19 protein-coding genes and 2 pseudogenes are annotated in these 21966 nt (G+C 61.5%); 11 read left to right on the forward strand and 10 right to left on the reverse strand.

The window, feature by feature from the left end:
* Nucleotides 1-79 precede the first annotated feature (79 nt).
* Entirely contained in the window at nucleotides 80-406 is a 327-nt protein-coding gene (locus AC3IR9_RS05270; protein ID WP_489294504.1) for a hypothetical protein, read from the forward strand.
* Between the two features lie 49 nt (nucleotides 407-455).
* Here AC3IR9_RS05270 and AC3IR9_RS05275 read toward each other — a convergent pair whose 3' ends face one another.
* Together AC3IR9_RS05275 and AC3IR9_RS05280 are read right to left on the reverse strand one after the other, a co-directional pair.
* Entirely contained in the window at nucleotides 456-4034 is a 3579-nt protein-coding gene (locus AC3IR9_RS05275) for an ABC transporter permease/M1 family aminopeptidase (protein ID WP_489294506.1), read from the reverse strand.
* Nucleotides 4035-4047: 13 nt separating this feature from the next.
* Nucleotides 4048-4941 (reverse strand): ABC transporter ATP-binding protein, encoded by an 894-nt coding sequence (locus AC3IR9_RS05280; RefSeq protein WP_489294507.1) that lies wholly within the window; start codon nucleotides 4939-4941, stop codon nucleotides 4048-4050.
* A 132-nt stretch (nucleotides 4942-5073) separates the two neighbouring features.
* Between AC3IR9_RS05280 and AC3IR9_RS05285 the strand changes: the two genes are divergently transcribed.
* The 3 genes from AC3IR9_RS05285 (at nucleotide 5074) to AC3IR9_RS05295 (ending at nucleotide 6878) form a co-directional block, all read left to right on the forward strand.
* Nucleotides 5074-5391, forward strand: coding sequence for a hypothetical protein (locus tag AC3IR9_RS05285; protein WP_489294509.1), 318 nt, complete (start codon nucleotides 5074-5076; stop codon nucleotides 5389-5391).
* Nucleotides 5392-5508: 117 nt separating this feature from the next.
* Entirely contained in the window at nucleotides 5509-6426 is a 918-nt protein-coding gene (locus tag AC3IR9_RS05290; RefSeq protein WP_489294510.1) for an alpha/beta hydrolase family protein, read from the forward strand.
* Nucleotides 6351-6878: an alpha/beta hydrolase family protein gene (locus tag AC3IR9_RS05295; RefSeq protein ID WP_489294511.1), complete on the forward strand. Its 528-nt coding sequence runs from the start codon at nucleotides 6351-6353 to the stop codon at nucleotides 6876-6878. The genes AC3IR9_RS05290 and AC3IR9_RS05295 overlap by 76 nt, the downstream gene beginning before the upstream one ends.
* Here AC3IR9_RS05295 and AC3IR9_RS05300 read toward each other — a convergent pair.
* Nucleotides 6864-7895 (reverse strand): LacI family DNA-binding transcriptional regulator, encoded by a 1032-nt coding sequence (locus AC3IR9_RS05300; protein ID WP_489295716.1) that lies wholly within the window; start codon nucleotides 7893-7895, stop codon nucleotides 6864-6866. The two genes, AC3IR9_RS05295 and AC3IR9_RS05300, sit on opposite strands and share 15 nt — an antisense overlap.
* Nucleotides 7896-8218: 323 nt before the next feature.
* Here AC3IR9_RS05300 and AC3IR9_RS05305 point away from each other — a divergent pair, with 323 nt between their 5' ends.
* The 5 genes from AC3IR9_RS05305 to AC3IR9_RS05325 all read left to right on the forward strand — a co-directional run bounded on the left by AC3IR9_RS05305 (nucleotide 8219) and on the right by AC3IR9_RS05325 (nucleotide 13937).
* Nucleotides 8219-8749: a single-stranded DNA-binding protein gene (locus AC3IR9_RS05305; protein ID WP_489294513.1), complete on the forward strand. Its 531-nt coding sequence runs from the start codon at nucleotides 8219-8221 to the stop codon at nucleotides 8747-8749.
* Between the two features lie 131 nt (nucleotides 8750-8880).
* The gene (locus AC3IR9_RS05310) at nucleotides 8881-10140 is read left to right on the forward strand and encodes a tyrosine-type recombinase/integrase (RefSeq protein WP_489294514.1); all 1260 of its coding nucleotides are present in this window, start codon (nucleotides 8881-8883) and stop codon (nucleotides 10138-10140) included.
* 61 nt (nucleotides 10141-10201) lie between these two features.
* Entirely contained in the window at nucleotides 10202-11653 is a 1452-nt protein-coding gene (locus AC3IR9_RS05315) for a site-specific integrase (RefSeq protein ID WP_489294516.1), read from the forward strand.
* Complete coding sequence (locus AC3IR9_RS05320) at nucleotides 11650-13656, forward strand: hypothetical protein (RefSeq protein ID WP_489294518.1); 2007 nt, start codon at nucleotides 11650-11652, stop codon at nucleotides 13654-13656. The genes AC3IR9_RS05315 and AC3IR9_RS05320 overlap by 4 nt, the downstream gene beginning before the upstream one ends.
* Entirely contained in the window at nucleotides 13653-13937 is a 285-nt protein-coding gene (locus tag AC3IR9_RS05325; protein ID WP_489294519.1) for a hypothetical protein, read from the forward strand. Before AC3IR9_RS05320 ends, AC3IR9_RS05325 begins: the two co-directional genes overlap by 4 nt.
* Here the strand turns inward: AC3IR9_RS05325 and AC3IR9_RS05330 are convergent.
* The 4 genes and pseudogenes from AC3IR9_RS05330 to AC3IR9_RS05345 all read right to left on the reverse strand — a co-directional run bounded on the left by AC3IR9_RS05330 (nucleotide 13903) and on the right by AC3IR9_RS05345 (nucleotide 17435).
* Nucleotides 13903-14990, reverse strand: a protein-coding gene (locus AC3IR9_RS05330; RefSeq protein WP_489290575.1) for an IS3 family transposase whose coding sequence is annotated in 2 segments (ribosomal slippage) — nucleotides 13903-14738 and nucleotides 14738-14990 — 1089 coding nt in all. Because the reading frame shifts where the segments join, the coding sequence is not laid out codon by codon here. The two genes, AC3IR9_RS05325 and AC3IR9_RS05330, sit on opposite strands and share 35 nt — an antisense overlap.
* Nucleotides 14991-15004: 14 nt before the next feature.
* The gene (locus tag AC3IR9_RS05335; RefSeq protein ID WP_489294521.1) at nucleotides 15005-16057 is read right to left on the reverse strand and encodes an AAA family ATPase; all 1053 of its coding nucleotides are present in this window, start codon (nucleotides 16055-16057) and stop codon (nucleotides 15005-15007) included.
* A 398-nt stretch (nucleotides 16058-16455) separates the two neighbouring features.
* Nucleotides 16456-17033: pseudogene (locus AC3IR9_RS05340) on the reverse strand (IS3 family transposase); the annotation flags it as partial.
* A gap of 204 nt (nucleotides 17034-17237) precedes the next feature.
* The gene (locus tag AC3IR9_RS05345; RefSeq protein WP_489294522.1) at nucleotides 17238-17435 is read right to left on the reverse strand and encodes a hypothetical protein; all 198 of its coding nucleotides are present in this window, start codon (nucleotides 17433-17435) and stop codon (nucleotides 17238-17240) included.
* 349 nt (nucleotides 17436-17784) lie between these two features.
* Between AC3IR9_RS05345 and AC3IR9_RS05350 the strand changes: the two genes are divergently transcribed.
* Both AC3IR9_RS05350 and AC3IR9_RS05355 read left to right on the forward strand, forming a co-directional pair.
* Nucleotides 17785-18009 (forward strand): integrase core domain-containing protein, encoded by a 225-nt coding sequence (locus AC3IR9_RS05350; RefSeq protein WP_489295953.1) that lies wholly within the window; start codon nucleotides 17785-17787, stop codon nucleotides 18007-18009.
* On the forward strand, nucleotides 17970-18056 hold the full coding sequence (locus AC3IR9_RS05355; RefSeq protein ID WP_238982061.1) for a hypothetical protein: 87 nt from the start codon (nucleotides 17970-17972) through the stop codon (nucleotides 18054-18056). The genes AC3IR9_RS05350 and AC3IR9_RS05355 overlap by 40 nt, the downstream gene beginning before the upstream one ends.
* 187 nt (nucleotides 18057-18243) lie before the next feature.
* Here AC3IR9_RS05355 and AC3IR9_RS05360 read toward each other — a convergent pair.
* The 3 genes and pseudogenes from AC3IR9_RS05360 to AC3IR9_RS05370 form a co-directional block, all read right to left on the reverse strand.
* Nucleotides 18244-18393: pseudogene (locus AC3IR9_RS05360) on the reverse strand (transposase); the annotation flags it as partial.
* A gap of 221 nt (nucleotides 18394-18614) precedes the next feature.
* On the reverse strand, nucleotides 18615-20786 hold the full coding sequence (locus AC3IR9_RS05365) for a TonB-dependent receptor plug domain-containing protein (protein WP_489294524.1): 2172 nt from the start codon (nucleotides 20784-20786) through the stop codon (nucleotides 18615-18617).
* 299 nt (nucleotides 20787-21085) lie between these two features.
* Entirely contained in the window at nucleotides 21086-21661 is a 576-nt protein-coding gene (locus AC3IR9_RS05370) for a YybH family protein (protein WP_489294525.1), read from the reverse strand.
* Nucleotides 21662-21966: the final 305 nt, after the last annotated feature.

The raw sequence follows: 21966 nt of genomic DNA on the forward strand, positions 1-21966 counted from the left end.
GCACGCGCATCGGCTGCAACCGGGCGCGCACTGGGTGTATCTCAATGCACACACCCCCACTCAATGGAACCGCCGCCTCATGGACTTCAACCTGATTCTTCCCATCACCTTCATCCTGGGCACCGTCTACGCGATCAAGGCGGTGGTCGATGCACGTACGCGCCGGCGCATCGTCGAGGTACGCGGTTCCGAAGCGCTGGTGCGCTCGCTGCTGGAAGGCGACACCGCCAAGCGACGCCTGGCGGCCCTGCATTGGGGCTGCGTGATGCTTGCCCTGGCGCTGGGCTTCGGCCTGGTCGACCTGCTTGGGATCGACCGCGTCACTCCCGGTGCGATTGCCCTGCTGCTGGGCGCGACGGGGCTCGGCAACGTGGTGTACTTCGTGCTGGATCGGCAGGTCAAGTAACCAAACTACAGGCGATCCCAGGCGCAGCGATGCGCCCGGGATGGTCGTACTACAGGTTCACCTTGCGGCGGTTGTCCTCGCTGACCCGGTCGATCAGCTTGTTGTACGGATCAAAGCCAGCCTCGTCCGGCCTGGCGTCCACGACCACGGTAAGGGTAGGCGACCCACTGGTGATGTGGTGGCGCTGCAGGTACAGCACCTTCTGGTCGCGCTCCTTGCCCGAGGGCCCGTTGGCGAACACGCCCACCTCGATCCAGTCGTCCATCGTGCCCTCGCTCTCCTTGCCGCTGCCATCGGCGTAGCGCTTCTGCGCGTGCAGCGACAGGCTGACGTCGTACTTGCCGTCGGGCCGCTTGCGCGCCGTGGCCGCCAACAGCCGGTTGTCGTACAGGCTGATTTTCTCGAACAGGTCGGTGACCAGTTGCTGGCGGTCGGCCGGCGTTTCGGCACGGATGTAGTCCAGCAGCTCGCGCGAGGTGGTGTAGGGCGGCTGCTGGTAGCCCTTGTCCTGCGCGAAGCGCTTGAGGGCGCGGTTCAATGCCGCCTCGCCGATCTCCTCGCGCAGCCGGTAGAACGCCAGTGAGCCTTTCTCATAGTGGATGTACTGCTGGTTTTCCACGCGCGCCAGCGGCAGCTCCTCGATGCGCTCGCCGCCGCGGCCGGACAGGTAACGGTCCAGCTCGGTCTTCAGGAACTGACGCATGTGCGCCCGGCCGTATTCCTTCTCCATCACCATCAATGCCGAGTACTGCGCCAGCGATTCGGACAGCATCGTTGCCCCCTGCACGTTGGCCCCGATCACTTGGTGCGCCCACCACTGGTGCGCGATTTCATGCGCGGTGACGTAGAACACGTAGTCGATCTTGTCCGGGTCGCGCAGGTCGGCGATGAACCCGATCGACTCGGAGTAGGGGATGGTGTTGGCGAAGGACTGCGCGAAGCTCTGGTAGCCCGGGAACTCGATGATGCGCACCTGGCGGTGCTGGTAGGGGGTGAAGTTGGCCTCGTAGTAGGCCAGCGACTTCTGCACCGCCTCGATCATGCGGTCCACGTTGTAGTCATGGCGCGGGTCGTAGTACACCTCGATCGGGATGTCCTTGTACATGCCGCGCTTGACCGTCCAGCGTGCCGACAGGTACGCATAGAAGTTCAGCATCGGTCGGTCCATGGCATAGCGGAAGCAGCGTCGCCCATCCACCACCGATTCCTGCTGCAGGTAGCCCGGGGCCAGGGCGATCTGGTCCGGTGCGGTGCACACGGTGGTGCGGAAGTCCAGCCAGTCCGCATCGTCGGAGATGTAGGTGTTGGCGCGCGCGGCCTCGTCTTCCAGCTTGGGCATACGGGTGGGTTCGCCCAGCCCGCGCTTGCGCCGCTCGTTGCGATCCTCCAGTTCCGCAGCGTCGTCATAACCGAAGGAGGGCAGCATGCGGCTGTTGAAGAAACTGCCGTTCTCGACCAGGTTGGTCGGTGCCTGTTCGGCGGTGAGGCCGGTCGGGTGCTGGTCCACGCGGAAGTGGACGCGGCGTTCCTCCCCGGGCTGCAGCGGGGTTGCCAGGCGGTAGATGCGATAGCCCAGCTCGACATCGTGGAAGCCCAGCGTCTGCCCGCCCAGGTCCACCGACACCAGTTGGCGGTCGTCGCCCATCGTGATGTGGATGTCCTGGATCGGCGCATCGTGGGTGTTGCGCACGGTCCAGTCCGCATCGATCACCACCGATTGGGTTTCCGGATGCAGGTCGACCCGGTTGTCCACGGCGATGATCCGCGGCTGCGGCAGGTTGCGGTACCTGGACAGCTCGCGCTCGTAACGGGCCTGCAGGTCGCGTTGCTGGTCTGGAGACAGGAAAGGATTGGCGATGTTGGTGCTCCAGTACAGCCAGCCGCCCACCGCGATGAAGCCCAGCATCGCCACCGCGGTGCCCAGCCCGGCCGGCCCACGCAGGCGACGGCCGGCCAGCGCCAGCCGCTGGCGCAGGCCATTGCCCACACCACGTACCCAGAATGCCGAGGCCAGGCATAGCAGTGCGGCCAGCAACACTGCCCAGTAGCCCTGGAACGCCAACTGGCCGGGCAGGAAATGACCGAAGCCGTTCATCTCCGAATACGGGGCGTTCGGCCAGCTGCCGAAGTTGTAGATGTTCTGGCTGTAGTCGAGCATGCCCAGCGCGATCTGCCCGATCATCACCAGGATCAGCAGCGCGTAGCCGAAGAACTTGTTGTTGGTCAGCACCTGCAGCACCAGTGCCATGCCGCCCATCAGCACATAGAACATCGAGCCCAGCGCCAGCGTCTGCAGGTAGACCAGCGGTTCCAGGCGTGTATAGCCCTGGGCCAGCTGCAGCGCCATCGATACCAGTGCACCGATGCCCTGGAAACAGGCAATCACCACCACCAGCGTGGTGAACTTGGCCAGCAGCGGCACCCAGTTCGGCACCGGCATGGCGTCGTTGACTTCATTGAGCCGCGCCGTGCGCTCCTTCCACACCAGCTCGCCGGCATAGAACAGCACGATGATCACCAGCAGCCAGCTGTAGGCGCCCTGCAGCGCGGCCAGCATCTGCGAGGTGACCGGCCAGATGGGGGTGCCGTAGAGAGTGTCCTGCGACAACGCGGCGGGGATGAAGTTGGCCAGGCCCAGCACCAGCAGCACCAGGAACGGCACGCTGCGCAGCACGCCGGAGGTGTCAAAGCGCACTTGGCGCAGGTACTGGTGCCAGCCCGTGGCTGCGCTGAAACGCGGATGCACGCGCGGCAACGTCACCTGCGCCGGGCGCGGCGAGGTGGCGGCCGGTGTAGCACGCTGGCGCCCCCAGCGACGGCGCCCGCTGCCGCTGCGCTCGGTACGGAACAGGGCGAAGGTTGCCGCGAACAGTACCGCCGCCACCCCCAGCCACAGCGCGCGGTTGGCCAGCAGGTAGCCGGAGAGCGCCGGCAGCTGGGTGTTGCTCTGGTCGATGGCCCAGTAGCGCACCGTGCGGCCCAGCGCACGCATGCCCAGCGGCTCGCTCAAGGTGGCGATCCAGGTGTTGTCGATATCGCGCAGCAGCGAGGCGCTCACCCCGTACAGCACGAAATAGCCGACCAGGCCGATGTACACCCACAGGATCGAGCGGGTCAGCGCGGCCAGCAGCGACAGCAGCGCGACGGTGAACACCACGTTGGGCACCACGATGAAGGCGAAGCTCCACGCATAGGCGCGCAACGAGATCGGGCCGAGCCGGGCTGGATCCACCCACGGCATGAACGGTGCCAGGAAGATCCCGACGGCGATGATCACGTACACCAGCAGGCTCGCGCACAGCGCGGCCAGGATGCGGCCGCTGAGGTAGTGGCTGCGCTTGATCGGGCTGGCGAAGATCAGTTCGGCGGTACCCAGCTCGAAATCGCGCAGCAGCGCATTGCTGACGAACAGCGTGGACACCAGCATGCCCATCATGGTGAAGATGCCCATGAAGCGGGCGATCACGATGGGCGCGTTGCTGTGCACGTTGCCGCTGCCACCGCCGATCTGCACGGCCTCGGAAGAGGCGGCGGCAAAGGCCAGGGCGGCAAACAGCAGGGCCAGCAGCCACAGCAGCGGGGAGCGGAGCTGCTCGCGCAGCTCGAAGCGGAAGAAGGTGGCGATCATGGGCGTGCTCCGGTCAGGCTGCACGCGCCTGCAGGCGCAGGCGTTGGAAGTAGACGTCCTCGAGATCCGGCGCGACCGGCACGAAACCATCGCCCGGGTCGCTGGCACTGTGCACATGGATCACCGGCCGCCCGCCTACCAGCCGGGTGGACAGCACCACATGGTTGGCCTCGTAGTCCGGCAACGCCGACGCATCCACCTGCTTGCGCCACACCTGCTGCTGCAGCGCCTCGATCGCGTCGGTGGGCTTGCCGGTCAGCAGTACCTGGCCCTTGTTCATGATCGCCATGCTCGGGCACAGGTCGGTGACGTCCTCCACGATGTGGGTGGACAGGATCACCGCGACGTTCTCACCGATCGCCGCCAACAGGTTGAGGAAGCGGTTGCGCTCTTCCGGGTCCAGGCCGGCGGTGGGTTCATCGACGATCACCAGGCGCGGATCGCCCAGCAGCGCCTGGGCGATCCCGAAGCGCTGGCGCATGCCGCCGGAATAAGTGCCCAGTTTGCGCTTGCGCGCATCCCACAGGTTCACCTGCTGCAGCAGCGCATCCACCACCTCGCGGCGCTGGCCGCGGGCAGTGATGCCCTTGAGGAGGGCGAAGTGGTTGAGCAGGTCCAGCGCGCTGACCTTCGGGTACACCCCGAAATCCTGCGGCAGGTAGCCCAGCCGGCGGCGCACCGCATCCTTGTCGCGCAGTACATCGATGGCCGCCTCGCCGGGAATGGCCAGGCTGACGCTGCCGCTGTCGGCTTCCTGCAGCGTGGCCAGGGTGCGCATCAACGAGGATTTACCGGCGCCGTTGGGGCCGAGCAGGCCGAACATGCCGCGCGGGATGTCCAGGGTCACCGCATCCAGTGCGTGCACACCATTGGCATAGGTCTTGGAAAGCGACTGGATCTGCAGCATGGGGCGGACACCTTTCCCTGTGTGGAAGAGCGAGTTATCCCGGCAAAGGGGCGCCACCACATCGGCCGTAAGTCATGGCTGCCGCAGGACGAAGCAGGTAGGCTGCCGGCTACTCTCCGATCCGGACTGTCCATGGGCGAGCTTTCGCTTGAGGCACGTGGTGAACGACATACCAATATCGCCGTCTGTCTTTTCCTCATCGAGGTACTGGGCAGCGCGGCGCTGGGCATGGTGCTGGCCGCGCTGGGGTATTCGGCCGAACTTGCCCTGGTGGTGGTGTGGCTGGTCAATCTGGTCGCGGCCTGGCACGTGGCCCAGGCGGCACGTGCGCAGGGCAGGCGCGCGTGGTTGTGGGGCGCGCTCGCCGCGATCTGGCCGGCAGTGGCGATGGGGGTATGCTGTTTCCTGACCTTCAGCCGTTGGTTTGGTTGGAGCGCGCCGCGCCATTGAAGGCGTGCTCGCACCGTGGTGATCGCGTTTCATCGCGCCAGGGGGGCCTTCGTCATGCCGTAGTGGCAGGCGGCAGCCGGTAGCGGCACGCTGGGTCATCGACTGCAGGAGCGCGCCATGTCCATCCATGCCTCATCGTCCCGTGTGCGGCTGCGGCGTCTGGCGATGCTGTCGGCCGTGTTTCTGGCGACCGGCCTTGCCAGCGCCAGCCCCGCGCCCGACCCGTCGGCCTCCCCGCACTGCGCGGTGGGCAGTTACCGCATGCGCGATGGCAGCAGCCTGGACATCGGCCCGGGCGCCACGGCCGGGGAACTGCGCTGGCGGCTTCCGGACGGGCGCACCGGCAGGTTGCGGGCGGTGGCGCCGGGCCGCTGGTCCAGCACGCTGGGCTGGACCGAACGCGCCGACGGGCATCGGCTGCTGCTGCCGGAGTGCGGCGACACCACCATCGCCTTCGATGGCCTGCACGGTGAACGCATCGCGCTGCTGCAGACCGACACCCGCTTCACCTCCAGCGGGGCATTGCTTGCCGGCCGGCTGACCCTGCCGCCGGGTAGCGGGCCGGTTCCCATCGTGGTGCTGGTGCACGGTGCCGAACATGACGCGGCACTGCCGCGCTACTCGCTGCAGCGTGAGTTCGCCGCCGCCGGCATCGGCGTATTCGCCTACGACAAGCGCGGCACCGGCCACTCCTCGGGCCGCTACACGCAGAACTACCTCACCCTGGCCAACGATGCCATCCAGGCGGCGCGCGAGGCACGTCGGCTGGGGCTGGCCGGCTCGGCTACCAGGGCGGCAGCCAGGGCGGTTGGGTCGCACCGCTGGCGGCCAGGATCGAACCGGTCGATTTCGTCATCGTCAGTTTCGGGCTGGCCGTGTCGCCGTTGGAAGAAGACCGCGAGGCCATCGCCGGGGACATGGCACGCGCCGGTTACGGAGCGGACGTGGTGGCCCAGGCGATGGCCGTCGCCGATGCCACCGCGACCCTCGTCGACAGCGGCTTCACCGACGGTTACGCAGCGCTGGACGCAGTGAAGGCACGCTACGGGCAGGCGCCGTGGTTCAAGGCGGTGCGCGGCAACATCAGCGGTTACCTGCTGGCCACGCCGGAGGCCATCGTGCGGGTCGATGGGCCCCGGCTGCTCGACGGCGTACCGGCGCATTACGACCCGATGCCGGTGCTGACCCACCTGGACGTCCCCCAGCTGTGGGTGTTCGGCGGCCAAGACCGCGACGCTCCACCGGGCGAAACCCTGCGCCGCCTGGCACGCCTGCAGCACGAGGGCCGACCGATCCAGACCGCGGTGTTCCCGGACGCGGACCACGGCATGTATGCCTTTGAACGCGATGCGGCGGGCGAGCGTGTGTCCACCCGGCAGCCCGACGGCTATCTGCGCCTGATGCAGGCGTTCATCCAGGCACGCCCCTTGGCCGAATCCTACGGCGCGGCCAAGGTAGTCGGCAGGCCGCCTTCACCCTCGCCGTGACGACTCGCGCAGCACCTGCTTCACCGCGATGGTCTGGCCTTGCACCGGCTCGCCGTTGATCAATGCCAGCAGTTTCTCCACCAGCAGTTGCCCGGCCTGTTTGGTGTCCTGCTGCACGGTGGTGAGCGGGGGCGATACCGAGGCGGCCAGCGGAATGTCGTCGAAGCCGGTCAGCGCCACGTCCTGCGGAATGCGCAGGCCCTGCTCGCGCAGCGCACGCATCGCACCGATGGCGATCAGGTCGCTGGCCGCGAACAGGCCGTCAAAGCGTTCGCCGCGCGCCAGCAGCGCCTGGCAGGCATCGAAGCCGGACTGTTCGGTGGTGATCGCATCGCACTGCAGGCCTGGCGCGGCGGCGATGCCGCGGGCGGCCATGGCGGCTACGTGGCCGCGGTAGCGTTCCTCGAACTCGGGGTAATGGCTGGAGGCATGGCCGACAAAGGCGATGCGGCTGCAGCCCTGGTCGAGCAGATGGGCGGTGATGTCGAAGCCGCCCTGGAAGTTGTCGCTGCCGATCGACACCCCCGGCTGGTCGGGCAGGGCCGCGCCCCAGCGCACGAAATGGGTGCCCTGTTCAACCAGCCGCTGCAGCCGCTCGCGCGACTCGTGGTAGTCGCCGTAGCCGAGCAGGATGATGCCGTCGGCCTTGTTGCTGTCCTCGTAATCGGCCTGCCAGTCAGTGGACAGCTGCTGGAAGGACACCAGCAGGTCGTAGCCGCGCAGCGCGCAGGCGCGGGTGATCGCACCCAGCATGGCGTGGAAGAACGGGTTGATCAGCGAATCGTCGTTGGTGGGGTCTTCAAAGAACAGCAGCGCCAGCGTGCCGGCATTGCGCAGGCGCAGGCTGGAGGCGTTCTTGTCGACTTTGTAGTTGAGCTCGCGGGCGATGCGCAGGATGCGCTCGCGGGTTTCCTGGTTGACCATCGGGCTGCCGCGCAGGGCACGCGACACGGTCGGCTGGGAAACCCCGGCCAGGTGGGCGATGTCCAGGGAGGTGGCTTTGCCGCGGATGGTCATAAGGGGCAGGGCGGGGACGACGATCTGCATGATGCCATGCGGCGCATACCCCGGCCGGTCGCGCGGATGCGCGGGCGGGGTAGGCCCGGGGGCGGCGCGGGCGTCAGCCTGGCGGGATCCCGCGGGCCTTGGGGCGCTAGGCCTGGGCAGGATTCCGAACCCTGCAGGGAGGATTCCTGACAGGGCCGGGGACGGCCGCGATGGTAAGATGGGTTGTTCTGGATCCCCCCCCAATTCTCCCGTGGGCGGCCCGGCGTATCTGCACCCCGCCCGGGGCTGTGATATGACTGCGGCCTGCCCTCGGACAACGGAAGAGCAACCCTATGGCGCGCGGCATCAATAAAGTCATCCTGGTCGGCAACCTCGGCAACGACCCGGACGTGAAGTACACCCAAGGCGGCATGGCGATCACCCGCATCAGCCTGGCCACCACCAGCGTCCGCAAGGACAAGGATGGCAACCAGCAGGAGCGTACCGAATGGCACCGCGTGGTGTTCTTCGGCAAGCTCGGCGAGATCGCCGGCGAATACCTGCGCAAGGGCAGCTCGGTCTACGTGGAAGGCAGCCTGCGCTACGACAAGTACACCGGCCAGGACGGTGTGGAAAAGTACTCCACCGACATCATTGCCGATGAAATGCAGATGCTCGGCGGCCGTGAAGGCGGTGGCGGTGGCGGCGAGCGCCCGCAGCGTCAGCAGGCCCCGCGCCAGGAATACGGCGGTGGTGGTGGCGGCGGTCAGCGCCAGGGCGGCCAGGGTGGGCAGGGCGGCGGCTACGGCCAGCAGCGTCCGCAGCAGCAACCGCAGCAGGCGCCGCCGATGGACGACTTCGCCGATGACGATATTCCGTTCTAGGTCCTACTTAAGCGTTTTGTTGTTGATAGAGGCCTCCTTCCCTACGGTTGGAGGCCTTTTTCGTTAACAACATTTATTTCTGGCAGAATTTCGCTGTGATCTAACCTTCTACCTACCCGAGGTGTTGATAGATGACTGGCTACACGGCTGAGCGAATCAGATTTGAAAACGGAGAGCGGCACTCGGTGCTCCGTGGACCCAGTGGCCTCCCTGCGCATGAAGTGACGCTCTACCTGGGCACGTTCAGGACGAAGGGGCTCGCGGCGAACACGATTCACTTTGCTTGCGCAAGCATAGCTGTCCTCTACAACAGCCTAAGATCTGAGAAGATCGACCTGATTCAACGCCTTTGCCACGGTGAGTTTCTAACGGCGCCGGAACTAGCGCGCATAGCCACGGCCGCCCAGTACTGGGTGCAGGATGGCGACGAGGAGGTAAGTAAGCCATCCTCCGCGATCAATGTTCGGACAATCAGCGCTAGACGGGGCAGAAGCGATACTGAGGTCTTGAAACGCGTGGTCGACGTTCAGACCCGTGCCTCGCGCTTACGCTACATAGCGGGCTTCCTGTCATACATCTCTAGTTACGTTGGGGCAACTTTGCCGCGTGTGCAGCGCGACGAGCTAAGGGCCGAAACCCTTCATGCACTCGCAGGCTTTCGGGAGCATATTCCGCGCATCACTAAGCGGGCCAAGTTGGGCGCACGTGTGGGCTTGAGTATGGAGGAGCAGGATCGAGTTCTCGTGGTCGTTCACCCGGAGTCGCCCACCAATCCGTGGGTGCGTGGGTTCACCCGTCGACGAAACTGGCTCATCGTTGTTCTCCTCTTGGCAATCGGCATTCGCCGAAGTGAGCTGCTCGGCTTGCAGCTTAGAGACATACACGCGGATCAGCCAAAGATCGACATCATAAGGCGCGCTGATGCGCCGGAAGACGCAAGGCTCAGTCAACCAAATACGAAGACCAGTGATCGGACCCTCGAGGTCGCACCGTCGATCATGCGAGTACTGCTTGCTTATGTGAAAGAGCGCCGTGTTATCAAGTTGGCGCGAAGGCACCCTCAGCTGATCGTATCTGATGAGGGCGATGCGCTATCGCAGAAAAGCATCGACAAGATTTTTCAGCAGATCAGGGCTGCTTGCCCGGACCTCTCGGTGAAGATAACGAGCCATGTGATGCGACACACATGGAACGAGCGATTCTCTGAGCAGGCAGATGCCATCGGCCTATCGGAGATTGTGGAGCAGCGGGCCCGGAACTCCCAGCAAGGTTGGAGCGACAACTCGAAGACGGCGACAACATACACGCGGCGGCACACGGATAGGAAGGCACAGCAGCTGTCGTTGAGGATTCAAGAGGACTTGGAGGGGAAGATCAATGGCAAGCAGTAATCTCGCCAGGGCGGTGTCACTCACGAGGCTCCCTTCAAGGGCGCTGACTCGGAGTGGCCTGGTGTTTAATCCTCGAGATGACGTGTGGCAGTGGGTTGACGGTGTGTTCTCAATCCGTATGGACTTTAGTCGTCTTTCGATGCATGACAATCAGTTCGTGGAATCATTAAAGTACACGCTGCACATCCTCGTAAGAAGCAATGCTCCCACATACGCCCTTAACCTCTTCAACGAATTTCTCCATTTTCTCCGCGAAACCGAACTTGAGTCGCCCGTCGAATCAATTGGCGTCGAGGACTTGTCTTCCTATAGGGCTCGGTTGGCCGAAGACGAGGCATGGCGCGTAGGTTGGCTGAATGTACTGATTCAAAAGTGGGTCAAGCTGGGGTTGCCGGGTGTTCGTGCCGACTGCGCCGAGTATCTTCGGGAAAGGCGCAAGCCAGGAAATGCCAAAGGCCGGGCAGTAAGACAAAGCTGTCCTGTCGAAGGCCCGTACTCAGATGAAGAGTACGTTGCTCTTTACAGATCAGTAGATGCTGCCTACGGGCAGGAGAAGATTCCTCTCTGGGTACTGGTTTTAACACGACTTCTGTTCGCTACAGGCGGTCGGATCTCCCAGCTCGCATCCTTGAAGGTGAAGGATTTCACGTGCGTCAATGGCTCATATCTGCTGGAGCTTCCTCAAGTAAAGAATGGCCTCGATCACTCTCGCGAGTCATTCACGGTATTCCCCATTAGCCATCCGACTGCGCGCTTGGTGCTTGATCTTATCGAGAGTCGTGTTGATTGCGATGCCGAATCAGCGCTTTTTCTTCAGGAAGAGGTGATGTGGCGTCGGCCTCGTCGGGATCAAAGGGCTGAAGGTGATCCGTTCTTTGGCCACTGCACGCAACAACTATTGAGTCGAATTTTCAGCACAATTCTTGGCTCTATCGCTCCGCTTACCTCCAGACTGGATTTCGAGAAGATCCCAATCAATCCGAGGAGGTTTCGCTACACGTACGGCACGCGCTTAGCCGAAGAGGGGGCAAGTAAGGCTGAGATCGCTGATAGGTTGGGTCATGCCGACCTTCAGAACGTAGACGTGTATTTTGAGGCATCTCCGGACATCGTGGACAACATTGACCACGCCATGGGAGAGCAGCTCGCTCCGCTGGCCCGAGCCTTCCGTGGCCGCATGATCGATGCTGAAGAACAAGCTACACAGGCGGGTAGGGCAGGCAGCCGAATCATTGATTTCCGCGTATCCAGTAATCCGTTAGCAAGTTGCTCTGCCGGTGGGCGGGGGTGTGCGCTGAATAAACCGGTTGCCTGTTATACATGCTTCCGCTTTGAACCTTGGCTTGACGGTCCACACGAGTTGGTCCTGGCCCGCCTCGAGCGAGAGCGTGATCAATGGGCAGCAGATCCTAGAATGGCGGCGATCAACAATCTCGCGATCATGGCAATCCGGGAGGTCATTGCAGACTGTGCGCACGTGCGGAAGCAGCGGGACGGCGGGGTGGCTATATGACAAAGAATGTACTCCACTTTACGCCGAGGGATGAGCTTGAGCCGCGCGAGAACATTCAACAGTTCATAACGATTTGCCGCAAAAGCAAGGTCCTAGGAGCAAACTGTCAGTTCGATAGCGATGTCTGGAGTCTGGGTAGTTTTAAGGGCCACAACAAAGTACACAGGGCAGTCTTCAGTACCTATGAATCTGTGCGGGGCGGGCGAAGCGTCGAGACGATGTCACAGCCATTTCTGGATTTTGCGAAGGCCACTCTGATTTATCTTCACGATTGTCGGCCGGTGGTCTCGCAGAGCATTCGAGTGTCTGCTCTACGCTTTCTAGAAGCCGCTTTGCGCCAGGGGAACAAGGCATCTAGGCCGACCGCAGTTGACATCGGTGTTCTGGATAGTGCGGTTGAGCTTGCTGTGAGATCGGTTTCGCCCTCGGTAGCATATAGGGTTGGTGGCCAGCTGGAGCTCATTGCGAAGTTCATGAGGGAAAAGAATTTCATCAGCCTGACGCAGAATTGGAACTGCAGCCTGGTGAAGCCGAAGGAGCTCGGTTCCCGAATATCCGAGCAGGCCATGCAGGCGCGACAGGACAAGCTGCCATCAGCTGCCGCGCTGCGCGGGCTCGGTGGCATATTCCAAGAAGCGGTCAAGCCTCTGGACGTCCTTGTTTCGAGCTATTCGGCCCTTCTGAGCTGCGCGCCGGAACGGATCAACGAAGCGCTGCGACTGGAGCGCAATTGCATAGTTGAGGGCTCGGGGCGCTTTCAGGCAAAGCTGGGCTTCCGGTGGCCGGGATCGAAGGGAGCGAAGGACACCATCAAGTGGCTGCCCACGCAGATGGCATCTATCGCGAGAGAAGCTCTGAGGAAGCTTCTGATTGCAACGCATGCGGCGAACCGAGTTTCTGCGTGGTACACGAAGAATCCGGGCGTGCTGTTTCTAGGTGATGATGTAGCTCATCTTAGAGGGGTAGAGGTTCTGATTCCGGCTCAGATTGCGCTGATACTTTGGGGTGACGAGAGTGCTTTCCGTTCTGCATTTCATTGGGCGAGGAGCGCGAAGAAGCTTGAACCAGTTCAGATGGGGGGAAGGCAGATGGGCTTTCGTTTTTCAGATGTAGAGGAGGCAGTGATCGCGATGCTTCCTCGCACATTTCCATTTGTCCCTGGTGCGCCTAACCTGCTATGTCGGGACTCGATCGGTGTTGTGCTTGTCAATGAGCTTCATGCCCACAGGGGTACCTATACGTGTATGTTCAGTTGCGTGGACTACGGGGCGATCGCAAACGCGCTTACTACGCATGATGGCCAGCCGTCCATCTTCACGCGATTCGGATATGCCGAGGATGACGGCACCCCAATCAACATGAACACGCATTCGCTTCGGCACTACTTGAATATGCTTGCTCAGATGGGAGGTATGAGTGACGTCGAGATTGCGATCTTCTCCGGCCGCAAGGACGTAGCGCAGAACCGCGCATACGACCATATGACCTCTGACGAAGTCCAAGCTCCAGTGAGTCAAGCCATCGCATCTGGCTTCATGGCCAATCTGGTCGACAAGCCGTCCAAGCACATCATCTTGCGAAGCCGATTCTCCGAGGCGGGTGCCTCAGCCGCCCACACAACCGCGTTTGGCTGGTGCGTGCATGATTTCGCAAGCGAGCCATGTCCGATGTATCGCGATTGCATCAATTGCGAGGAGCAGGAGTGCGTGAAGGGGGAGGAGCAGAAGGAGCGGAACCTGCGTGCATTGAAGAAGGAGACCGAGTCGCTTCTGGTGGCTGCCAAGCTTGCACTTGAAGAAGAGGAGTACGGCGCAGACACATGGGTGAAGCATCAGGAGCTGACGCTGGAGAGAATTGATTCGCTGCTGGCTATATTGGAGGACAATTCAGTTTCCGCTGGTGCACGCATTCGGCTGAACATCGTCAATGCAGCACTGATCGTAGACCGCAGTGAAGTTCAACGTAGTTTGTCCAGGTCCAAGAATTTGAAGCTAGCCAAATGAAGAAGAAACGTGCTCCTGACCTCACAGAGGATCTCGTGGGTAGCGTCCTCGATGCTATTGACGGCTGGAAGGGCAAGCTGACATGGGGCCTGCTTATCGCTGCAGTGGAGAGGACGACGGGCATTGCATATTCCAGGTTTACGCTAAGTGCGTATCCAGAGATCGCCAACGCCTTTACGCTGCGGAAGGAGGCTTTGAGAGGTACTTGGGTAATCCCTCCGCTTTTAGCGGTCGCCAAAAGTGGAACTACGCTGCCAGTGCAAGCTTCTGCATTGGCGTGATGCCGCCGAGCGCCATGTTCGGGCGCTCGTGGTTGTAAGTCCATAGCCAACGGGTGGCGATGTCCTGGACCTGCTGGATGTCATTGAACAGATTGCTGGCAAGCCAAGCGTAACGCACGGTCCGGTTGTAGCGTTCGATGTAGGCGTTCTGCTGAGGATTGCCTGGCTGGATGTAGAGCAGCGCAATGCCTTGCTGCTCGGCCCATGCTTGCAGCGCTCCGCTGATGTACTCGGGCCCGTTGTCGCAGCGTATGGCGCGAGGCTTTCCGCGCCATTGAATGATCTGTTCCAAGCTGCGGATAACGCGCGCCGCAGGCAAGGAGATGTCGACCTCCATCGCCAGACCCTGCCGGTTGAAATCATCCAGTACGTTGAGCATCCGGAAGCTGCGTCCATCAGCCAGTTGGTCGTGCATGAAATCCATCGACCAAGTGTGGTTCGCCGCCTTCGGAACCGCTAGCGGCGCCGGCACTTCTCGGACGATGCGCTTACGCGGCTTGATGCGCAGGTTCAGCTCCAAATCGCGATAGATCCGATACACGCGCTTGTGGTTCCAAGCGAAGCCCTTCACGTTGCGCAGGTGTAGGAAGCACAGCCCAAAGCCCCAATCGCGGTAGGCGCTGGTCAGCCTGAGCAACCAGTCAGCGATGATCGCATTTTCTTGGCAGGCCTTGGCCTGATAGCGGTAGCAGGTCTGACTCACCTCGAACGTCCTGCACGCATGAACGATGCTGGTGATGCCTGCCTGGACCGCCAGTCTGGCCATCTCGCGACGCTGAGATGGCCTCACCATTTTTTTGAGAGCGCTTCCTTCAGCAGCTCGGCACTGAGCTGGGCATCGGCGTACATCTTCTTCAGCCGCCGGTTCTCGTCCTGCAGTTCTTTTAGCTGGGACACCATGGACGCATCCATGCCGCCGAACTTGCTGCGCCACTTGTAGAACGTCGCTGAGCTGATGCCATGCTGTCGGCAAAGGTCCGGGACAGGCGTGCCGGCCTCGGCCTGCTTGAGTACGGCGATGATCTGGCTGTCGGTGAATCGTGATTTCTTCATGGGATCTCCTCGGGTTAGGTTACGAGAAAATTCCACTTCTGGCTGCTACTAACCTGCGGGGGGATTACCTGGAGGCCGGCGTCTTCTAGTGCATAGATGTCCTGGAGAGCCGGGCTGGAAGCCAGTGTTTCGAGACTCGCGGCCACGGCGGTGTATTGATCGACTAGGTGATTGATATGAGAGGTGGACGATTCGTACGCATCATCAAACATCCGCTCTAGCTCAGCCTTGAGGTCATGAGGCTCAGTCTGCTGGCAGAAGGGGCAAATACCCTGTGTTTGTGCCGACAGTTCAATGCCTTCCTTAACCCAGTTCTGCGATGCTAGCCTATCGATAAGCGGAGATAGTCTGCTGTCGGTAGATGGCGCAATCACGGCTCCGAGAGTTGGATCGCCTTCCAGTGCAAAGTGTACAAAGTCTTCCGTAACCGGTTCCGGCTTTGCCGTGGGGTTGTCCTCGTCAAGCTCGTGTGCAGTGGCGAGCAATTCCTCTAGTGAATGGCTTCCGTCAGCAGTGGGGACCTTGAGAAGGTGCGTGAGCAGGCGACCCTTGTCCCCCAGCAGGGATTCACTTTCCAAGCAGAACCTAAGGGGGCTAAGTGCATAGTCCTTTTTGATCTGCCAAGTGGCTTCCTTTGCCGCAACCTCTGCTGCATCCAGCGATGTGCCAATCTGGACAATCTGCGCTTCCAACTCTGGGAGTTTTGCTTGGGCCACCGTGAGCAACTGCTCAGCTTCCGCTATCGCGGCAAGGTCCTCCGCAGATTTTTTCCCCAGTGTGAAAATACCCTTTATGCCGGCTCCTTCCTTGGGCTGAAAAGTGTCTTCCACGTAGTCAGTGTCGTAGATGAGGATCTCAGGATTTGCCAGTCCGGTCACGGAGATCTGGCATTTTCCTGCCGGCCCCAACGCTGGATTACTGTGATGTCTCAATGCGCGTGCGATCGTGCTCTTCCCGGAACCGTTCGTGCCGTAGATCATCGCGATTGGCTTCTCGATCACTAGTGTCGCCGGAGTCGCCTCCGAGTAGCTCGCAAAGTCCTTAAGAGTAATGGTTATCCTTGCCATTTTCCTTCCCCTTATCGCTAATGAGAAACGCTGATGCGCAGCCGATCTTCGCGCACGATAACGCGCGGTCATGCGCCTGTGCAATTGCTGGCGCGGACTGGCCTAGGCATCAGCGGATTCTATCCGCAACTTAACGAATTGTAGCTTGCTCCCGTTCGCGGAGGCACGCCCAGCCCAATGTCACGCGGGTATTGGTCAATGTCAAAGAGGGTTAAGCGGCGGCCAGGGGGATTGGGTCGTTCCCAATGGATACCCTGGTCAACTGCTCGTATTGCGAGCATCGTGTGAACCGGCACGGCTGAGGACATCGTCCCTGTCGCTGGCCCCTTGAAAAATAGCTCGCCTTACAGGGCAGCTTAATTTGCGGATTGAATCGCCCAGGGTTTTGTAGACAGTCGTCAACCGTTTAGTGCGTACTGCTTCTCAAACTCTACCGGGGACAGCCCGTCGTTGGAACCGTGCCGCCGTTTTGGGTTGTAGAACATCTCGATGTACTGGAAGATGCCGGCCCGTGCCTCGTCGTGATTGCTGTAGATCCTCCGCTTAATACGCTCCCGCTTCAGTAGCTGGAAGAAGCTCTCCATCGCTGCGTTGTCATGGCAATTTCCTCGTCGACTCATGCTTCACACGATGTCGTGTTCGCGCAGGAAGCTCTGCCAATCTTCGCTGGTGAACTGGGTTCCCTGGTCGGAGTGAAGCAGAAGCCCGGGGCTTGGTTTGCGCCGCCACACTGCAGCCAACAGCGCCTGCAAAACCAAGTCCGTATGCTGAGTTGGTCGGGTTGCCCATCCAACAACCTGACGCGAAAACAGATCAAGCACTACCCCAAGTACAGGAAGCCGTCGTACGTGCGGATGTAGGTGATGTCCGTCACCCACGCGCGATTTGGTTCACTGACCTTGAAGCCGCGAGCCAGGACGTTCTTGGCGATTGATCCAACAGGGCCGCTCAATGGGCGTGGTCTCCGACCGTACCCTCCCTCCCCGAAGCTCTATAAAGCCTTCGTGCAAAGGCGCTTGGCGAAGGGAAAGTGGCATCCGCCGGGCGTGGCCAAGTTGGGCCTCAGAACGCGTGGGCTGTAACTACCCGCCGGATGGACTCCACCACGCTCATGCCTTCCCCTCTTGGCGCTCCCCGCACTTGAACGACCAGGTCGCAGGATGTCCGGATGGGGGGGCAGCTAGGCATGCCAAGCATCTACCGGACACGCAGGGAGCAGGTGGGTCCGCTCCAGGTACAGGGCGAGCCATTGGCACAGGGCATCGCTCTCGCCCACCCCGGTCTTCTTGGCGTGTCCGGCCAATGTCTGGCGCAAGGTCGAGGACAGCGGCACTTTGAGCAGCACGCCTGTCAGCGGAGGCCTGAGCGTAAGAATCATAGCCTGCCTCGGTCGGTCCACGGGAGCTCGGGGTAGACTCGCCCGAGCGAGCGCTCCAATCTGGCGCTGTCCACCATGGCTTCCATCTCGCGGGCACATCCAGTAGCGCTTGATAGAGTGTCGGCCCAAGTACACGCCATTGCTTGAGGAAGGTTTCGCTGGGAGCTCCGCCGTCCACAATTGGAAGGCCATGCCATATGACACCTAGAGCCGTTGCTCGCTCAGGCAGCGCCACGATCCTGAGCTCATCGAACTCCCACGGCTCGATGAGGGAGATCAGGTGCGCGCCCCCCCCCATCTGCGAATCGCGCATAGGTCCAGATCTAGGTCGCGGTTCCATGATCCCGTCATGGCTGTCTCCTGGTACTTCCCCGGTGCGAATGTCACGCCTATCGCGCCGCCGTTACCTCCTACAGCACACTGCCCGCAGCAGAACGGGATGGTCGAACGCGTGATCCGGACGCTCAAAGAGCAATGCGTGCACCGGCATCGCTTCGAGAGCCAGACCCACGCGCTGCGGGTGTTACTGACTGGATCGCCTTCTACAACCAACAGCGCCCTCATCAGGCGCTGAAGATGATGACCCCAGATGCGGCCTATGCGGCTACATTAACCGCGTGACCTGAGCAGAAAGCGGTGGGTCATTACACTCAAGTCTTGGACTTATGTCCGCGTCTGACCTCTTAGGCGGGCTGCCTGAGTAGGAGCATGGGCTGAACTATCTGGCGAGAAGCGCTTTGCGGTCCTGACGGGCCTGCACACTTGTTACAAGTGCGATCAAGCAACAAGGATCAGCGAAGACGACTCACCCTTGACCCTGCTCCTCGCGCTTCCAGCGCGTCAGCAACGTATCTCGGATCCTCCGCCCCTGGGCCTGGGCACAGCTCACACCCGGCCGGCCTACCCGCTCAACCGCACCGCGCTTGAATTCTGCGCTGAACTTCCTTGCGTCCGGCATGAACACTCCTCATGACCTAGATTGGCCCTCTTGTAATTGCCTTCAGCGCCGGGCATCGTTATCGCCATCCGCATTGCGAATCCGTGGACCGCTACACCACCGTGGGAGCTGTTCCGCCTGCGTGTGAGTACTTCTGCGGAAATTCCGACAGAGGCGAGACCTGAAAGACCCGGAAAAGCATCCTAGTGACGGACTTCCACCAAAAGCATCGTTAAGGTCACTCACAGCTGGCGCTCGTACAGCAGCTTGATGCCTATATTGCTGTCGGTGCCGTAATACCGCGAGCTCGTGCCGTCTGGGTCCTGATAACTGACGCGCGAAGACTGCGTCTGGTGCAGCAAATTGGAAAGTGACAGCGTGATCTTGCTTGCCGCGTCGATTTTCCAGTTCGCGTAGGCGCCGAGCGTGCGTTCTGGCCACGACGACATGCTCCAGACCGGGCTGAGGCGATTGAAGCTGCTTCCCACATAGCTGAAATCCATGCCGCTCGAGAACCGCTCCGACATCTTCCATTCAACGCCGAAGGTGCCGCTGAACGGAGTCTGGTTCGCCAGCCGGTTGTCCGGGCCGGGAACCGCATCAACCCGCGACCAGTTGCGTGTCAGGTTGCCACGAAACTGAATATCCGCCGTGGATTGGATCAGATCGCTCAAGGCGAACTTGGCTTCGAGCGTCAGCCCATGGGTACGCGCCTTGCCCGCATTGAAGGGCATCGAGATCCAGATGCCGTCCTGCTCGAACAGCGACTCCAGTGTGACGTCGTCGATCCGGCGAACGTAGCCGCCCAGGCTCACCATGGCGTCCTTGCCAAAGTAGTGCTCATAGGCTGCGTCCAGGCCCCAGGCGATCTCAGGGCGAAGGCCAGGGTTGCCCTGCTGGTCGGGATTGGTGGGGCCGTTGCCGTTGTTTACCGTATAGCGGCGTGGCACCAGCCGCCTCGGCAGCGGCGCGCTGAACGTGCGTGCGACACCCCACCGCAACTGGTCCTTACTGTTCTCCGATAGCTTCCAGACCATCTGCGCGATCGGACTGAACTCACTCGAACGGTTGCTGATGCGGGCGATGGTGCGGCCACTCACCGAGGTGTTCCAGCCCTCCCAGCGCAGGCCGAGGTAGGTCTGCAGTCGCGCGGCAGTCTGCCATTCGTCCTGCGCATAAAGGGCGATTCTGCTGATGCCGGCGCTGTAGTCCTCATCGATCAGGTCCAGCAGCGTGCCATCCGGGGCGAGATCATGCTGGAGTCGGCTTTCGCTGCGATGCGTGTAGGCGCCATCCCATCCGAAGGTCATGCTGTGCTTGTTGCCAACGTGGGTTACGTACTTGCCGACGGTCGTATAGCTGGTATCGATCGCGTCGGACACAACTTTGCGATCCAGCGCGAAATCGCCCGCCGGTGCGAACCCCAGGAAAGCGAAATCGGTGTCCCGCTTGAGGTAATTCACGCCGAACTTGATGTTCAGGCTATCTCCCTCGCCGATTTCACGCGTCCAGTTGCCATCGGTCTTGGCAGACAGCGTGCGTGAATCGCTGATCCATATGTTGCGCGGATATTCACTCGGACCGCCCGCGAGCACCTCCTCGTTGCGGTCGCGGGACCATTCCTCTTTGCCATACTGAAGCAGACTCTGCCAGCTGAATGAATTGCTCTCGCCGAAGTCCCACGTGAGCCGCGGCGCAAGATTCAGGGTTTTGTTTTCGCTCTCATAGCGTTCCCGCGTATGACGCTCGTAGAGCGTTGCCCCGGAACTGTCGGTGGCCTCATCGTCAATAACTCCATTCAGGCGATCCTTGGGATTGGATGCGGTTCCACTCAATGACCAGGAAAATCCTTTCCGCTTTCCGGAGAAGAGCAGGGTGGCGCTGGGGTACCACTCCGCGCCCGCCTTGGCTGCATTCAATTTAAGCGTGCGTTGGCGGGTGCTCGCCGACTTGCGCAGGACGATGTTGATGGTTCCGGCGATCGAGCGGGTGCTGTACTCGGCGATGGCGGTAGGCAGGATTTCGATACGTTCGACTAGGTCCGGTGGGATCGAATCGAGGGAGAAACCAGTGGGTGCGGGGTCTCCGTCCAGAAGAATCTGCACGTAACCGCCCCCCAGTCCGCGCATGCGGACACCTTCGGCAGTGACCGTCACCCCCGGAAGGCGTCGCAACGTACTGCTCAGCTGATCATCGTTGTGGCGCTGGATCTCTTCACGGCCAATGCTGATGCGATTGGTGACTTCCTCGCGCCGGATGCCGGTGTCTGAGGTCCCTGATACTTCAACGGTTTCGAGTACGACGGTGTTCTGCTCCTTGCCGGCGTCCTGCGGCGCTGCCCGTGCGGTGCCGCCCCCTCCGAGCAGGGCGAGGGAGAGGGCAAGGCGAATCGACGTTGCCAGTGATGTCGTCATGGTGTCTGGTCGGCACGGAAGAATGAGTGGGCCGGCAAGGAGCGTGCGGCAAGGCACACGCGCGCAGCCTGCGGGCAAATGATCACGGGCGCAGGAGAAACATGTCCGGCTGTGGGATGCGATGCTGTCTGGCGGGCAGGTCGCAGCAGATGACCCGGTGGCGCGACGGCGCGCGTTGAATGATCCAGTTGCGGTCCAAGCATCCCTGCTTCCTTCTGTCCGCCCGGGTCCGTCCCGATCTGGGCGACTCTATACCAGAGTCTGTCACATCAACAAGTTTCTACCGTAGATGCAATGCGCTAGCGCACGGCGTCTTCAGGACGCACGTCGGGGGGCGTTGGCAGGCAGGTGGCCGCTACAGAAGATTGTGCCGGCCGATTCATGTTTTCCATGTCCGAGCGAATCAGCCAGGCCCCGTCCGCCGTGCGCCGCAGTGTCAAGGTGAACTTTCCGGTTTCGGTCGTGTTCTGTCCAAACCCATAGGTGCCGATGATCGAACCGCTGTCCCCGCTTACATCGTAGGCGAGTGCGCGCAACCGCAACGGGCTTCCACCCTGGCCGTTGTAGACGGCACGGATGGCCTCGCGGCCGCGCACCGGCGGCCTCGCGTTCTGCAGGACGAATCCATCTTCCGAGAACAGCAGCGAGAGCGCGGATGCATCGTTGCGTTGCCACGCCTGTTCATAAGCGCGAAGCAGGCCGGCCAGATCAGCAGGAAGGTCGATGGCTGCCTCTGCGCTGCCGTGCAGGGCCTGCGCGGGCGCAGGGCCCGGCGTGCGCTGGTTCACCCGTCCTTGTGTCTGTGCCAGCGCGAAAAAAGCAACGCTGGACGCCAGTACGGTGGTGCCAATCAGACGTCCGATGCCCAGTTTCATGCATTCCCCCTTTTTGGGTTGTTCCATCGCCATGCAGACTGACCCGCATGATAGGCGCGAATCGACGAATTCAACGCCAGTATTCGTGATGCAGTGCGCAATAGCTGATTTGGACACCGCCGATTTCACATCGTGATGTAGTGCGGTGCCAATTCAGAAAAGCCGGATCCCGCTGGCCCGTCCATCCTGCCCCGATTATGTTGACTATTCGAATTCCCGCCGATAGTGTCTGCTAGGTCCTGCATGCAGATGCTGCAGGGAATGCCTGCCCATGCACTCGCCGTTGATGAACTACGCCGGTGCGA

The sequence above is a fragment of the Stenotrophomonas sp. GL_101 genome (assembly GCF_057835675.1).

Coding starts and splice junctions, on each gene's coding strand:
- AC3IR9_RS05270 (WP_489294504.1), top strand. CDS start 80: ATGGACTTCAACCTGATTCTTCCCATCACCTTCATCCTGGGCACCGTC.
- AC3IR9_RS05275 (WP_489294506.1), bottom strand. CDS start 4,034: ATGATCGCCACCTTCTTCCGCTTCGAGCTGCGCGAGCAGCTCCGCTCC.
- AC3IR9_RS05280 (WP_489294507.1), bottom strand. CDS start 4,941: ATGCTGCAGATCCAGTCGCTTTCCAAGACCTATGCCAATGGTGTGCAC.
- AC3IR9_RS05285 (WP_489294509.1), top strand. CDS start 5,074: ATGGGCGAGCTTTCGCTTGAGGCACGTGGTGAACGACATACCAATATC.
- AC3IR9_RS05290 (WP_489294510.1), top strand. CDS start 5,509: ATGTCCATCCATGCCTCATCGTCCCGTGTGCGGCTGCGGCGTCTGGCG.
- AC3IR9_RS05295 (WP_489294511.1), top strand. CDS start 6,351: ATGGCCGTCGCCGATGCCACCGCGACCCTCGTCGACAGCGGCTTCACC.
- AC3IR9_RS05300 (WP_489295716.1), bottom strand. CDS start 7,895: ATGACCATCCGCGGCAAAGCCACCTCCCTGGACATCGCCCACCTGGCC.
- AC3IR9_RS05305 (WP_489294513.1), top strand. CDS start 8,219: ATGGCGCGCGGCATCAATAAAGTCATCCTGGTCGGCAACCTCGGCAAC.
- AC3IR9_RS05310 (WP_489294514.1), top strand. CDS start 8,881: ATGACTGGCTACACGGCTGAGCGAATCAGATTTGAAAACGGAGAGCGG.
- AC3IR9_RS05320 (WP_489294518.1), top strand. CDS start 11,650: ATGACAAAGAATGTACTCCACTTTACGCCGAGGGATGAGCTTGAGCCG.
- AC3IR9_RS05325 (WP_489294519.1), top strand. CDS start 13,653: ATGAAGAAGAAACGTGCTCCTGACCTCACAGAGGATCTCGTGGGTAGC.
- AC3IR9_RS05335 (WP_489294521.1), bottom strand. CDS start 16,057: ATGGCAAGGATAACCATTACTCTTAAGGACTTTGCGAGCTACTCGGAG.
- AC3IR9_RS05345 (WP_489294522.1), bottom strand. CDS start 17,435: ATGATTCTTACGCTCAGGCCTCCGCTGACAGGCGTGCTGCTCAAAGTG.
- AC3IR9_RS05350 (WP_489295953.1), top strand. CDS start 17,785: ATGGCTGTCTCCTGGTACTTCCCCGGTGCGAATGTCACGCCTATCGCG.
- AC3IR9_RS05365 (WP_489294524.1), bottom strand. CDS start 20,786: ATGACGACATCACTGGCAACGTCGATTCGCCTTGCCCTCTCCCTCGCC.
- AC3IR9_RS05370 (WP_489294525.1), bottom strand. CDS start 21,661: ATGAAACTGGGCATCGGACGTCTGATTGGCACCACCGTACTGGCGTCC.